Here is a 14,517-nt window from a genome sequence, read left to right as displayed (position 1 = left end):
TAGCATTCTAAAACAATTATAAATGATAATCATTACAGGAATTACAGGAGGAATCGGAAATTTTTTGTTCCATCAATTTTCGAAATCGGGGGAAGAAATTATCGGCACCTATCATTTGAACAAACCGGAGGGTGAAGTTTTTAAAAATTCCATTCAATTGGACATTACAGATTTTAATCAAGTAGAAAAATTTATTTCATCCATCAATGCAAAAAACATCACACTTATCAATTGTGCGGGGGTGAGTGCAAATGCGTTTGCTCATAAATCAAGTATGGCAGAATGGAACAACGTTATTAATGTCAATCTGATTGGTACTTTTCAACTAATTCGAGCAACATTGCCTTTGATGCGAGAACAGAATTTTGGTCGCATTATTAATTTATCATCCATTGTTTCACAAACAGGAGTCATGGGAACAAGCGCCTACGCAGCATCTAAAGCCGGAATTAACGGCATGATAAAAAGCATTGCTTTGGAAAATGCACAAAAAGGAATTACCATCAACAACATTAATTTGGGTTATTTTAAAGTAGGAATGATTAATACTGTTCCTCTTGAAATTCAGGAAAAAATTAAATCAAAAATTGCATCCAATGAATTCGGTGATCCGGAGAATATATTTTCTACAATTCAGTACATTCGAAACACTCCTTATTTGAACGGAGCTTGTTTAGACTTGAATGGAGGATTGGTTTAGAACTACTTTTGCTCCATTTTTCCCTTCAACAACGCAATATCCTGCGCTAGTTGTTTATTTTGCGCTTGAAGCTTAGAAACAACAACACTTAGATGAAGTAAATAAATGAAAATAACGAAAATGGCTGCGGTAAAAACTAGGTTCGGTGGTGAATAAATGCCTATTAAGGCAGAAACCACATCCAAACCTTTTCTCCAAAAAGAAAACAACACGAGCACAATCGTACAAACAATCCAAACGATAGAATATTCTTCGCGTAATTTTCCTTTGATGATAAGACGAACAATGTATAATAAAAACAAGATACTGATTGCAATCGCGATGATTTGAATTTTTTCCATGTTCTATTTTTTAAATTTTATCCTTATAAATGTATAAATAATTGCCAAAGTAACTTTAAACATATAATAAACTGAGGCAGCAAAACCAATGGAAGAAACACCGCCTTGCCGTTCCTTCATCTGCACAGCGACTTCTCCAATTTTCAATTTATTTAATGAATATAAAATAATCGCTTCCGGTTCCGGATATTCATCCGGGTAATAGTTACTTACAATTTCAAGCGTTTTACTATTGATGAGTCTAAAACCAGAAGTACTGTCATTTATGGTAACACCTACCAAAAAATGATTCAACCACTTAAAATAATTAATTCCCATCCTTCTGGCCATTGAAGATTGAAAGCCTTCTTTAGAAATAAAACGTGAACCAATCACAACATCCACATTCTTTTCAAGAATAACAGAAATCAATTTCGGAATCTCAGAAGCCGGATGCTGGCCATCTCCATCAATCTGAATAGCATAATCAAATCCGTTTTCAAAGGCATATTTGAATCCTGTCTGTACAGCACCTCCAATGCCCAAATTAACAGGCAAGTTTAGAGCAATACAATTTAATTTTGAAATAATTTCAGAGGTCGTATCTTTTGAACAATCGTTGACAACAATAACGGCAATGGATATATTTTGGGATTGAGCAGTTTGAAGAATATCATTTACAACAGATGTAATTGCCATTTCTTCATTATAAGCCGGAACGATTGCTGCTATCTTCATTAGTAGTTTAAGATTTGAACTACGTTTAAATAATGCCTTCTTTCAACAAATCATGTAAATGCACAAAACCATGATATTTGCCGTTATCTGTCACAATCAATTGTGTGATATTAAATTTCTCTAATAACTGCATTGCATTCACCGCCAACTCTTCTGCTTCTATTTGTTTCGGAGTTTTATTCATGATATCAGCTGCTCTTAATGAATTAATTGCATCCGTTTTTTCGAGCATTCGCCTTAAATCTCCGTCAGTAATCACGCCTACTAAATTTCCATTTTCTACTACTGCAGTAGCTCCCAAACGTTTGGAAGAAATCTCCATGATAACAGATTTTATGGAATCGTCCGGTTTCACAATTGGTTTTTGATTTTGAGTCGCAATATCACCTACCTTTAAATACAATTTTTTTCCAAGAGCACCACCGGGATGATATTTTGCAAAATCGCTGCTGGTAAAATCTCGGCAATCCAACAGGCAAACAGCCAAAGCATCACCCATTGCTAGTTGAGCTGTTGTACTGGACGTTGGAGCCAGATTATTTGGGCAGGCTTCTTTTTCAACCGTTGAGTTCAAAACGTAATCCGATTGTTTTGCTAAATAAGAATCTACATTCCCAACCAAGCCGATTAATTTATTTCCACCCGTTTTTAATAAGGGCACCAACACTTTTATTTCAGGTGTATTTCCACTCTTAGAAATACAAATCACAACATCTTCTTTTTGAATTGTTCCTAAATCTCCATGAATGGCATCTGCTGCATGCATAAAAATGGACGGAGTACCCGTTGAGTTCATGGTTGCTACCATTTTTTGAGCAATTATCGCACTCTTTCCGATGCCGGTCACCACAACACGTCCCTTCGATTCATAAATAAGCTTTACCGTGGCTACAAAGTCGTTATTGATGAAATTCTGCAAGTTTCGAACCGAGTCGGCCTCAATATTTAAGGTACTTATAGCTAGTTCTTTTATTTTATCGATGGATTTATTCACTTCGTAGGACATTTAAAATAAAGTAGAGAAATGTTTGTCTGTGTAACAATTTTTTATTATATATTTACATTAGAAATCATGGAATCGAATATTTATTCGTTCGATAATTAAAGGTATAAAAATAGTACATTTTAAAGATAATCTTAACATAAACATTAATTAAAAAACAAAGAATTGAAAATGCTCGATGTAGAAACATCGCTTTCGGAATGTTTGCAAAAATATTTTGGATTTAAAAAATTCAAAGGACAACAAGAAGCGATAATTGGAAGTTTATTAGAAGGGAAAGACACATTTGTTATTATGCCAACAGGTGGTGGCAAGTCATTATGCTATCAATTACCTGCACTGGTTAGTGAAGGCACAGCAATAATTATCTCCCCACTTATTGCATTAATGAAGAATCAAGTAGATGCACTTCGTAACTTTGGGAACGAAGAAGGGATTGCTCACTTTTTAAATTCTTCGCTTACAAAAGCGGAAATTACTAAAGTGAAAAAGGATATCACTGATGGCAAAACAAAATTATTATACGTTGCACCGGAAAGCTTAACAAAAGAAGACAACATTGCATTTTTCAATGAAATAAAAATCTCTTTTTTCGCCATTGATGAAGCTCATTGTATTTCAGAATGGGGACATGATTTCAGACCTGAATACAGAAGACTGCGCCCAATTATTGAACAAATTGGCAAAGTACCAATCATTGCCTTAACAGCAACTGCAACGCCAAAAGTTCAGCAAGACATTCAGAAAAATTTAGGCATGAGCAGTGCCAATCTTTTTAAATCATCTTTCAACCGCTCGAACTTATATTATGAAGTGCGTCCGAAAGTGAATGTGATTAAAGAGGTAATCAAGTATGTAAAAAGTCAACAAGGTAAATCCGGAATTGTATATTGTTTAAGTCGTAAGAAAGTAGAAGAGCTTGCTCAAACCTTACAAGTAAACGGAATCAAAGCATTGCCCTACCATGCAGGATTAGAAGCAAAAGAACGTGCTAAAACGCAAGATGCTTTCTTAATGGAAGACATTGATGTGATTGTTGCTACCATTGCATTCGGAATGGGAATTGACAAACCGGATGTTCGTTTTGTTATTCACCATGATATTCCAAAATCATTAGAAGGGTATTATCAAGAAACTGGTCGCGGTGGACGTGATGGTGGTGAAGGAAATTGCATTACTTTTTACAGTCACGATGATATTGTGAAGTTGGAAAAATTCATGAAAGGCAAGCCGGTTGCTGAACAAGAAATTGGGAAACAATTATTGGCAGAAACCGTTTCATACGCTGAAACATCCAGCTGCAGAAGAAAATTCTTATTGCATTATTTCGGTGAAGAATTTGACGAAGCAGGATGCGGTGGCATGTGCGATAATTGTCGCAACCCAAAACAAAAGTTTGATGGAATGGATGACATTGCTTTAGCAATAGAAGCCGTTACCGATGTAAAAGAAAAATTTAAAACCAAAGATGTCATCAATGTTTTATTAGGAAACATTACTTCTACCGTAAAATCCTACAAACACAATGAATTAGAGTGTTTCGGAAAAGGAACGGAAGACGACAAAAATGAAAAATACTGGAATGCCATATTCCGCCAAGGCGTTGGTTTCCGGATTACTTTCTAAAGATGTAGAAAACTATGGTCTTTTAAAAGTAACCAAAGAAGGAGAAAAGTTTCTAGACAAACCTTATAGCATGATGGTGACCAAAGATCACGATTATGAAGGAACTGAAAGTGATGACGAAGACGGACCATCCGGTGGTGGAGGAAAAGGCGGATCAGGTGCTGATGAAATTTTATTCTCTGCATTAAAAGATCTTTTAAAACAAACAGCGAATAAATTAAAATTACCACCGTACGTTATTTTCCAAGAAGTTTCTTTGGAAGAAATGGCCATTCAGTATCCAATAAAAATGGATGAATTGGTAAATATTACAGGAGTAGGACAAGGGAAAGCTCAAAAATTCGGCAAACCTTTCCTTGATTTGATCTCCAAATATGTGGAGGAAAATGAGATTGAACGTCCATTAGATATGGTTGTAAAATCCATCGTTAACAAATCTGGATTAAAAGTATACATCATACAAAACATTGACAGAAAGCTACCTTTAGAGGATGTTGCCAAAGCCAAAGGATTGAGTTTATCGGATTTGATTATTGAAATTGAAAGTATTGTTCACTCAGGAACTAAAGTTAATATCAGCTATTATATTAACGATATTTTGGATGAGGACAAACAAGAAGAAGCAATGGAATACTTTAAAGAGTCTAATTCCGACTCTATCGCTGATGCATTAAAAGAATTGGGTGAAGATGAGTATTCAGAAGAAGAAATTCGGTTGATGCGAATTAAATTCATGAGCGAATTCGGAAATTAAATTTTTCATTTTTGTAAAAAACCGCTCTTAGGAATAAGGGCGGTTTTTTTATGTTTAATCAATTAGCATCTATGACATCATTAAACGAAACGAATTTATTTCAAAAAATAATTTCTGTTTTTAAGGAGTCCTTAAAAGAAACACCTCGCGATTATACGGAAGGAAGTATTCGCAGAGCCGTTTTTTTATTGGCGATTCCTATGATTCTAGAACTAAGTTTGGAAAGTGTGTTTGCTGTTGTAGATATGTTTTTTGTAGGCCGACTAGGCGAAAACGCGATTGCAACTGTAGGCTTAACCGAATCGGTACTCACCATTATTTATTCCATTGCCATTGGATTAAGCACCGGTACAGCTGCAATTGTTGCCAGAAGAATTGGAGCTAAAGACGCAGAAGCAGCTGCTCGTGCAAGTGCACAATCATTAATCATTGCTGCCATCTTAATTACCATTACAAGCATCACAGGAGTTGTTTTTGCCGGCAATATTTTAAAACTAATGGGGGCGAGCGCTGAAGTAATTGCCGAAGGAACAACATTTGCGCAAATTATGTTGGGCGGAAGTGCTGCTATCTTTTTACTATTCCTTTTAAATGGTATTTTCAGAGGAGCCGGAAATGCAGCAATGGCAATGAGGAGTTTATGGATTGCCAGTATCATCAATATCATCCTCTGCCCTATTTTCATTCAGCTATTTGGCTTGAAAGGAGCCGCTATTGCAACCACAATTGGCAGAAGCATGGGGGTTATTTATCAATGTTACCATCTATTTAAAGGAAGCGGAGCCATTCAATTTTATAAAAGACATTTCAATTTCGATGGTGAAATTGTAAAATCGATTCTGAGCATCGCTTGGTCAGCTACATTTCAATTTATTATTGCCAGTGGCAGCTGGATTGTTCTTACACGCTTGGTTGCTGAAACAGGAGGCACAAGTGCTTCGGCAGGATATCAGATTACGTTCAGAAATATCATCTTCTTCATTTTACCTGCTTGGGGTTTTAGCAATGCCGCAGCCACACTGGTTGGGCAAAACTTAGGTGCGAAAAAATTTGATCGAGCTGAACAAAGTGTAAAACTTACGATGAAATATAATTTCTATTTGATGGCATTTGTTACCCTGTTATTCTTTTTCTTTTCTGAACCAATTATTCGAATTTTTTCAAAAGACGAATCGGTTATTGCTTACGGAGTTTTATCGCTGCAAATCTTAGGCTCTGGGTATATTTTTTATGGACTTTCCATGGTTTTGACACAATCATTAAACGGAGCAGGTGATACAAAAACACCAACCATCATCAACATTTTATGTTTTTGGGTGTTTCAAATTCCATTGGCTTATTTTTTAGCAAAAGGATTGGACATGAAATCTACCGGTGCCTTTATTGCAATTCCTGCCGCACAGGTTTTGATTGCTATAATGGCTTGGTATTATTTCAAAAAAGGAAAATGGAAACAAATTAAAATTTGATGCATAACTCCTTGCTTTTAATAACTGTTTTGCTTAAATTTATTGGAGATAAAACCTACTCACATGAAAAAGCAATACATACTTATTTTTTTATTCCTAACTCTTGTTATCAATATCTCATCACAAAACACTTGCTCAACCCCATACCCTTTTATATCGGGAACAACAAGCACATATACTCTTCCAGCGACTGGAATAAATACTGACCTATCTAATGATTATGGGTGCTTTTCAAATAGTGGATATGATGTTTCTTGGATTTATATTGGTGTTTGCTCTCCTGGAAGTATAGACTTAGAAATAAGTCCTATCACAGCTGGTCTCGATTTAGATTTTGTAGCATGGGGGCCTCTTACTGCAGCTACTGATTGTGGATTAGATTCCTCACAAATAATTGATTGTAGTATTTCTGGATCGCTTACAGAAATAATAAATATTTCTTCTGCACTTCCTGGTGAATATTACAAAATTATGGTTGGTAGATTTAGTTTTGGAGGCCCTTCCTCAGCGTATTTTAATATGGCACAAATTGGAGGAACTGGCAATGCTTGCATAAACACAATATATGCCTGTCCTGAACCTATAGCAACTCAAAATATATGTCAAGTCACAACTGACCTATTATTAAATCAAAACATTATTATTTGGGAGAAGGATACAACTTATACAGCTCCGTATTTAATACAAAAAGAGACCACTACGATGGGTGTATATAGCACAATTGCAACAGTAATGAATAATGACACATCTGCATATGTTGATAGCATTTCAAATCCAATGATTCAAGCATTTAAATATAGAATTGCTACAACTGACAGTTGTGGTTTAGGAACTTACGCTTATGGAAATGTTCACAAAACAATTCACCTATTAACTTCCACCAGTTCAAGTACTGGTTATCCACAATTAAGCTGGAGTGCATATTCAGGATTTAGTTTTGGAACGTATTATATATTTAGAGGGACATCACCAAGCACTATGACATTATACGACTCTATTTCTGCATCCTTTAATTCATATACTGATATAGCTGCAATTTCTGGAATGAACTACTATTCTGTCTCAGTTATTCCAGCAAGTCCATGCCAACCATCACGAACAATGAATATGTATAGCTATTCAAACGTCAGCCCAGTTACTTTTACAGGAATCAATGAATATGAATTCAATCAATTAGCTATTGGGCCAAACCCCGCTAATGATATTTTGAATTTTACTTTAGGAAACATCTCTGCTGATATACAAATTGACATTATTGACATTACAGGCAGACTCATTCTTTCAAAATCATTTAAAAATGTAAACCAAGATGTGATTTCCTTAAACGAAATTGCTAATGGAAGTTATATTGTAAGATTTATATCCGAAAATAAAACAACTCACAGAAATATTGTTATTGCGAAATAAATAATTTTAATTGCAATGAAAAAGCCTCTCAGTTTTGAGAGGCTTTTTATTATTTTGTGGTTTTTCCTTCATATAACTTCGTAAAAGACCCATCAATAGGCTCCCACAATTCTACTTTATTACTGTCACAATCGAGAATATGGAGGAATTTTCCATAATCATAAGCCTCAATCGTATCTAAAATAACCACATTATTTGCTTTTAATTTTTTTTGCAGCTGCTCCAAATCATCAACACGATAATTAATCATAAAGTCTTTCTTTGATGGCAAAAAATACTTCGTTTTATTTGCAAACGGACTCCATTGTGTATAGGCAATTGTTTTATCATCACTATCACGCCACTCGAACATCGAGCCATAATCATTAGGGGCAAGTCCTAAATTATCGTAATACCAAGTATTTAACGACTTCGCATCTTTACTTTTAAAAAATACGCCACCGATACCTGTTACTTTTCCGGATTTTTCCTTTAAAGAGGATGTCTTCTCTGAATTATATTCATAAAACACATTTAATTCGTTAATTTTTACTGTAAACATCTTATTGATGATAGCACTATCCGAATTCACAATGTGTTTCGCGTTTTCCAAACCCATCGCAGCAATAAAAACAATTCCTTTATCAGCATACCGAGCCCCAAATTGAATAATGCCCTGCTTTCTTAAACTCTGTAAATAATCAGAATGGTGCTTGCTATATTTTTGATCGTCAAACTCCTTTTTAGTGTCCCACGAACTTCCTTTCGAATACTCAACAATATAAATTGTTGGTGGCTCTGCGACCTTTGATTCAAATTTATAAGAACATAAAAATGCTCCAAAAACAATTAAATTAGAGGCAAGAAGAATTGAAACAATATTCTTTTTCATGGGTACAATTTTTTATTAAAAATAAGAAAATAGACTAAATGAAACTGGTTTTCTGAGGTTGCTTTAAAACCGAAGCATAATAAAAAATTATATCAAGCCACCAGCAGAGGCACCTATTATCAACAATGCTAACAATAGAAAAGTGGCCAAAAGGAGTCCAATCGAAACAAAAACCCAATCAAACACCTTACTGAATTTTGAATACTTATTAGGGTTTTTCTTAATTCTAGCCAGTGAAATAATGCTCAATATTATCACGATTAAAAGAATCAAAAAAAAGAGACCGCCTGCTATTGTTGGAATTAATGCGGATACAATAACCCCTACTAATAATGTTAAAAATGCTGCAAGATTAAATGGTTCTATTTGTTTCCACTTTGAACTTCCGTTGGGGTTAGGGTTTGGTTTTTTTTCTTTATATAAAGACCAATTAGGATCATCCATTTTATTCTTAGGAGGAGTATCGCAAACAATTATAAAGCTAGGAGATTTGTAATCACAAATTATACTTTCTGTGTTTGATGTGCTCACAACTAGTCCATCGTAATTATTATTCTCAACCAAAGAATCCAATTGTGGTTCTACGAATCTTTCCTCGTTATTAATCGCTTGTTTTTGGTGCTTATCAATTGAGATATTAACTGAATAACCAGGACGGTATTTTCTTTTTATAATATTAAGAGAAGTATTGCAGGAAGAAACCAGAATAGCAATCAAGAATATAAACAAAACAAGTGAGTTGATTTTTTTCATCAATTTTTCAACTCATTTAAAGTCAACCACGCCATCAATCCCACACCTACCTCCAACGCTTGCTCATCAATATCAAAGGTAGCAGTATGAACACCACTGGTGATTCCTTTTGCTTTATTTCCTGTACCTAAGCGATAAAAACAGGAGGGCCCTAAATAATCTTCCGCTGCTGCTATTGCTTTTTTTGTCGTTACAGCATCATTTACTAAAAAAGGATATCCGTGCTCAACGGTAAACTCACAGATACCGTTCATGCTTTTTGCAACCTCTTCGGCAATCGTTTTCATTTTGATATGCGCTAACTTTCTCCACTTTTCATCCATGGTTCTGAATGTTCCTTCAATTTTCACTTCATCCGGAATCACATTGGTGGCACCATTCCCAATTATTTTACCAAATGCCAAAACAGTCGGTGGATGAACATTATCTCCTTCTAATAAAGAATACGCAGGAGGAACAACCATAAATGCTTTATTAAGCTCAAGCAAGATTGCCGAAGCAATCAACAAGGGATTATTGTATTCGTTTGACATTGCAGCATGTCCACCTTTGCCTTTTACAGTGAGATACAATTCATCTGTACTCGCCATGTACATTCCAGAGCGGAATCCCACTTTTCCAACTTCCATGCTCGGAAAAACGTGCTGGGCAAACATATTGTGAGGCTTTGGATTGTCCAAAACACCTTCTTTAATCATTAGTGAAGCACCACCGGGTAATTTTTCTTCTCCGGGCTGAAAAATCAATTTAACCGTCCCTTCAAATTCACCTTTTAACTCATTCAATATTTTTGCAACACCTAACAACGAAGCACTGTGCACATCATGTCCACAAGCATGCATCACGCCTTCATTTTTAGATGTATACTCGCAGGTGTTTTTTTCAACTATTGGAAGTGCATCCATATCACCACGCAAAGCAACAATCTTTTTTGTGGGATTCTTTCCTTCTATCAAAGCAACAATACCCGTTTTTACGATTCCTTGTTTATAGGGAATGTTGTATTCTTTTAGTTTGGAGGCAATATAATTGGATGTATTGTATTCCTCAAACGACAATTCAGGATGAGCATGTAAATGTCTTCGTATAGAAATTACCTCTGATAAGGATGATTTGGCAAGGGATTTTATCTTTTCTTTCACAACAATAACGCTATTTACCAAAAATCATTTTTAAAGAAAGTAACAAGATGATTACTCCAAATACTTTTTTCAATGTTGTTTGATCAATTGCAATAGAAATTTTAGAACCGAAATAACTACCAATTACAAATGTGCTTGCCATCACGAAAGCTGTTTTCCATTCGATGTGTCCGGCTTGATAATAATTAAACACACCTAAAATTCCAATGGGCAACAAAAACATAAACAAGACCGTTCCTTGTGCCTGATGTTGTGAATATCCAAGAAAATATACCAATGCAGGAACAATTACTATTCCTCCTCCGATACCCACCATACCGCTCAGCATACCCGCAACTAAGCCAAGGCAGAGCAAAATAACTATTGTAGTCATATTTAATTGAGCGTTTTTCAAGATTTTGAAAATTAGAAATCTAAACTGAGAGACAAATACCAAAGTGGTTTAAGAATGATTCCATCTTGCACACCCCAAGCTCTGTCGATGCGAATGAAATAACCAAACACTCTGCTTCTTACACCCCAACCATAACCTCCAACCAACGGATTGTGTTGTGTTTTTAGGGTAATAATCAACGGAGTGATTGAACTACCGACAACTGTAGTATTTAAAGAATTATTTTCGGAATAAGGCGAATCACCTGTCCAGGCAGTACCCAAATCGCCAAATCCAATAATTTGGAAGTTCTGAATAAAGTCGGAACGAATTGGGCGCTTGAAAAAATATTTGAAAATTGGAAAACGTAATTCGCTGTTGATAACCGCAAAACTATTTCCATTACGCACATTCTGGTAGAATCCACGCATATTAGTAGCAAGCGTTTGGTAAGTATAATTTTGATCCCTTGCAATATTGGTGGTGTTATCAAACTTTGGACTGAACCAATTATCAACTCCACCCATATAATAAATCAACTTTTTATTTCCAAACGAAGTGCTGGCAGCCAAACGATTTGCCCAAATCAAATCGCGATGAATTTTTTTATACCAACGTCCATCAAAACCAACTACAAAGAAATCGGTTTTTGCCTTATCAACCTGGCGGTAATATTCACCGAATATTTTTGCACGCACACCATTGTATAAATTCAAGCCTTTTTTGATGGAATTATCAAACACCCATTCCAATTTTGCCATCCCCCAGTTTTCATATGCATTGTCACGTTTCAGGTTTGCCATATCTGTGGATGTATAGACAATCCTATCGTTACGATAATTTAGAGTTCCTCTCAAACTTGTTACTTCGTTGAAAGGATATTTTAAGATATATTTTATTTCATGCGTATACACTTTTACTATTGAAGCATTGTCAACAATATCTAAAATAGATTGACGGTGCAACACAACTTGTTTATCAATATTTTTAATTCGATTTTCACGACTCAAGAAAAATTCATTGCTATTTAAATCGCCTGAAAAACGAACGCCACCAACAATTCTATAATCTTCAAACAAATCACTTACTCCTACTTTAAAAAACGCATTTAATCCGGGGTTCAAGTATATCGGACTGCCACCACCTGAAAACTTTTGGTAAGAAGCATTTAAAAATGAATTGTCAATTTGTGAAACAACATAATCAACAGAATAATTGATGTTATAATTTCGCTGCTTCGACAAAACAAAATCCGCATTTGGGTTTGCGATTGCTTTTGTAGAAGTGTCTACATTCGCTGTTGATGTTGTTTCACCTGGTCTTCCAACTTTAGGTTGCTCATTTTCAAAGGTGTAATTATTGATGTCGACTTCACTCGAATCCTTTTTCACAGGCTCGCTGATACTGATTACAATTTTTACATTTTCGGCAGTAGGTGTCTCTTTGATGTTTTTATCTTTTGCTTGCGCTTCAACTTCTTCTTTGCGCTCAATTCGGTCTTTATAATCGCGATAAGAGGTGTTTTTTAATTTCAATTTTGGTATTTCGCCAGATGGAATCAACGGAGCAACAAACAATCTGTATTTACCATTTTCGTAAATGATTTCAGCAAATTTATTTGCTTTTACATTTATATCCTGTTCTATGATATTCCGTTTATAATTTGAAATCGGATAAGAAGAAACTACTGTTCGATAATGCGCAGAAGTATCCACATACGCAATTACACTATCAAAATGTGCAATGTAACGATTGCGCACTCCATTCAAATCACTTAGGTAAGAAATATGTGTACTATCGTAATCTGTAGGATATGATTCATCGATATGTGGCGTATTGGTTACACGTTTTAGAACTCTTGATTTTGTAACATTATCAAAAACAAACAAATCCTTAAAAGGCATGGCCGGTTCTGCTTTGCGCTTTGGGTCATGAAACAAAGTATCTAACGGACGATTAGAAGAGAACACAATCTCTTTTGAATTATGAACAAAACGAGGTGTCAAATCATCGTAGATATCATTCGTAATTTGATCGTAAGCACTGGAAGCTGCAGTAAAAATAAAAATATCCGTTTGCCCTTTTTGCACGGCTGACATCACAAATCGCTTTCCTTCAGTGTTGTAGGAATAATCTAATATTTTTTCGAATCCGGTAATGTTGCGCTCGTTCCTATCTTTTGTTTCCAATTCGTAGGTGGTGAGCACCAAGTAACTTTTCCGTTCGATGATGTAAGAAAATATTTTACTACTCGGGTGCCATGCAACCAAAGGGAAGGAACAATCACTCGGACGGTCAATTTTTTGTCCGGATTTTAAAATCCGTTTTGCTTTATTTTTTTGAACATCATACAACCAGATTTTATATTGCCCCATTTCATTTGTGGTATATAAAACATAATTTCCATCCGGACTCACCTTCAGTTGACCATATACACGATCTGCTTTTGGTTTTTTAACCGTCAACGGCATCTGTTTCGGCATCGTTGCTGTAGAATCGCGCTCGATGTATTTTCCTTTATAGGAATCAAAACATTCACTCCAAAGGTTCTTAACAGAAATCCCCAATACAAAAAGAGAAGAGTTATCGATATTCCTACTCACTTTTGTCATGTACAAAATATTAGAGATCACCGCTTCGCCATAATTATCCGCAATGTGTTTCCAAAGTGCATGACCGGCATATCGAGCATCATTCCCTTCCAAGCGATTGATGTTTTTGTATTTACCGCTAGTAATTCCATCTTTCACGCGACTATCAATGTCTGAATTCCAATCACAAGCAACATAATCTACCAATCCTTTTATATACCATTCAGGAAGATTTAAGAGCGTACTGTTCTTCACCATCTCACGCACATTTCCGCCATACATCATTTCGTTGATTAATACCTCTGCTAAACCTGTACGAATTTGCGCATCTAATTTTGCATGGTCACCTTCATAGTATAAAATCACTTTAGAGCCAACTACACGCGTTACACCACCGGTATTGTAATCCTCTTCTGTTGAAAGCCCAATATTGCTTTGTTTATAGTCTGATTGTTTGTTATAAACAATAAACTGCACCTTATCTTCAAACGAATAATCGAATAACTTTTCTACTTTTTCCAATTGTGTTTTAGCAGAAACAGAAACATAATTTGCTAATTCACGACCTTGCTCATAAAAATAAACATCGTATTTGGGATAGGAATAATAGGTCCAGAAATAACTATCGTATTTCACACGATTTTTTCCAAAATCGGTTTGAGAACCACTATAAAATTGTGCAAGGGCATTTGTATTCGAAAAAATAGCGAATAGCAAAAGTAGGTAGGCACAACCTTTTTTATATGAAGGGGTAAAAATCTTGCTCACGT

Annotated in this window: 11 protein-coding genes and 1 pseudogene; 4 read left to right on the top strand and 8 right to left on the bottom strand. The window is 35.4% G+C overall.

What is annotated here, in order from left to right; translation table 11 throughout:
* Positions 1-22 precede the first annotated feature (22 nt).
* Positions 23-700, top strand: a complete 678-nt coding sequence (locus IPP64_02890; protein ID MBL0328373.1) for an SDR family NAD(P)-dependent oxidoreductase — start codon at positions 23-25, stop codon at positions 698-700.
* Between the two features lie 2 nt (positions 701-702).
* Here the strand turns inward: IPP64_02890 and IPP64_02885 are convergent, their stop codons facing one another.
* Genes IPP64_02885 through IPP64_02875 form a run of 3 tightly spaced genes read right to left on the bottom strand, consistent with a single transcriptional unit; the run spans position 703 to position 2,764 of the window.
* Positions 703-1,041: a DUF2304 domain-containing protein gene (locus IPP64_02885; GenBank protein ID MBL0328372.1), complete on the bottom strand. Its 339-nt coding sequence runs from the start codon at positions 1,039-1,041 to the stop codon at positions 703-705.
* A gap of 3 nt (positions 1,042-1,044) precedes the next feature.
* Positions 1,045-1,758: a glycosyltransferase family 2 protein gene (locus IPP64_02880; GenBank protein MBL0328371.1), complete on the bottom strand. Its 714-nt coding sequence runs from the start codon at positions 1,756-1,758 to the stop codon at positions 1,045-1,047.
* 25 nt (positions 1,759-1,783) lie between these two features.
* On the bottom strand, positions 1,784-2,764 hold the full coding sequence (locus IPP64_02875) for a KpsF/GutQ family sugar-phosphate isomerase (protein MBL0328370.1): 981 nt from the start codon (positions 2,762-2,764) through the stop codon (positions 1,784-1,786).
* Between the two features lie 168 nt (positions 2,765-2,932).
* Between IPP64_02875 and recQ the strand changes: the two are divergent.
* The 3 genes and pseudogenes from recQ (at position 2,933) to IPP64_02860 (ending at position 8,017) form a co-directional block, all read left to right on the top strand.
* A pseudogene (recQ, locus tag IPP64_02870) lies at positions 2,933-5,141 on the top strand (DNA helicase RecQ).
* A 71-nt stretch (positions 5,142-5,212) separates the two neighbouring features.
* Positions 5,213-6,610 (top strand): MATE family efflux transporter, encoded by a 1,398-nt coding sequence (locus IPP64_02865; protein MBL0328369.1) that lies wholly within the window; start codon positions 5,213-5,215, stop codon positions 6,608-6,610.
* Positions 6,611-6,673: 63 nt separating this feature from the next.
* Complete coding sequence (locus IPP64_02860; GenBank protein ID MBL0328368.1) at positions 6,674-8,017, top strand: T9SS type A sorting domain-containing protein; 1,344 nt, start codon at positions 6,674-6,676, stop codon at positions 8,015-8,017.
* A gap of 49 nt (positions 8,018-8,066) precedes the next feature.
* On the opposite strand, the gene IPP64_02855 is transcribed toward IPP64_02860, so the two are convergent.
* From IPP64_02855 to IPP64_02835, 5 genes are all read right to left on the bottom strand, one after another.
* On the bottom strand, positions 8,067-8,528 hold the full coding sequence (locus tag IPP64_02855; protein ID MBL0328367.1) for a VOC family protein: 462 nt from the start codon (positions 8,526-8,528) through the stop codon (positions 8,067-8,069).
* A gap of 447 nt (positions 8,529-8,975) precedes the next feature.
* A complete protein-coding gene (locus IPP64_02850; protein MBL0328366.1) occupies positions 8,976-9,641 on the bottom strand; it encodes a hypothetical protein in 666 nt (221 codons plus the stop codon).
* Complete coding sequence (locus IPP64_02845; protein MBL0328365.1) at positions 9,641-10,789, bottom strand: amidohydrolase; 1,149 nt, start codon at positions 10,787-10,789, stop codon at positions 9,641-9,643. Before IPP64_02845 ends, IPP64_02850 begins: the two co-directional genes overlap by 1 nt.
* A gap of 4 nt (positions 10,790-10,793) precedes the next feature.
* On the bottom strand, positions 10,794-11,156 hold the full coding sequence (locus IPP64_02840; GenBank protein MBL0328364.1) for a sulfite exporter TauE/SafE family protein: 363 nt from the start codon (positions 11,154-11,156) through the stop codon (positions 10,794-10,796).
* A gap of 32 nt (positions 11,157-11,188) precedes the next feature.
* Positions 11,189-14,515, bottom strand: a complete 3,327-nt coding sequence (locus IPP64_02835) for a hypothetical protein (protein MBL0328363.1) — start codon at positions 14,513-14,515, stop codon at positions 11,189-11,191.
* Between the last annotated feature and the right edge of the window lie 2 nt (positions 14,516-14,517).

This window comes from Bacteroidota bacterium (assembly GCA_016722565.1).
Lineage (GTDB): Bacteria > Bacteroidota > Bacteroidia > 2-12-FULL-35-15 > 2-12-FULL-35-15 > 2-12-FULL-35-15.
The sequence above is the reverse complement of the archived record's forward strand: the minus strand, read 5'-3'. Positions and strand labels throughout refer to the sequence as shown.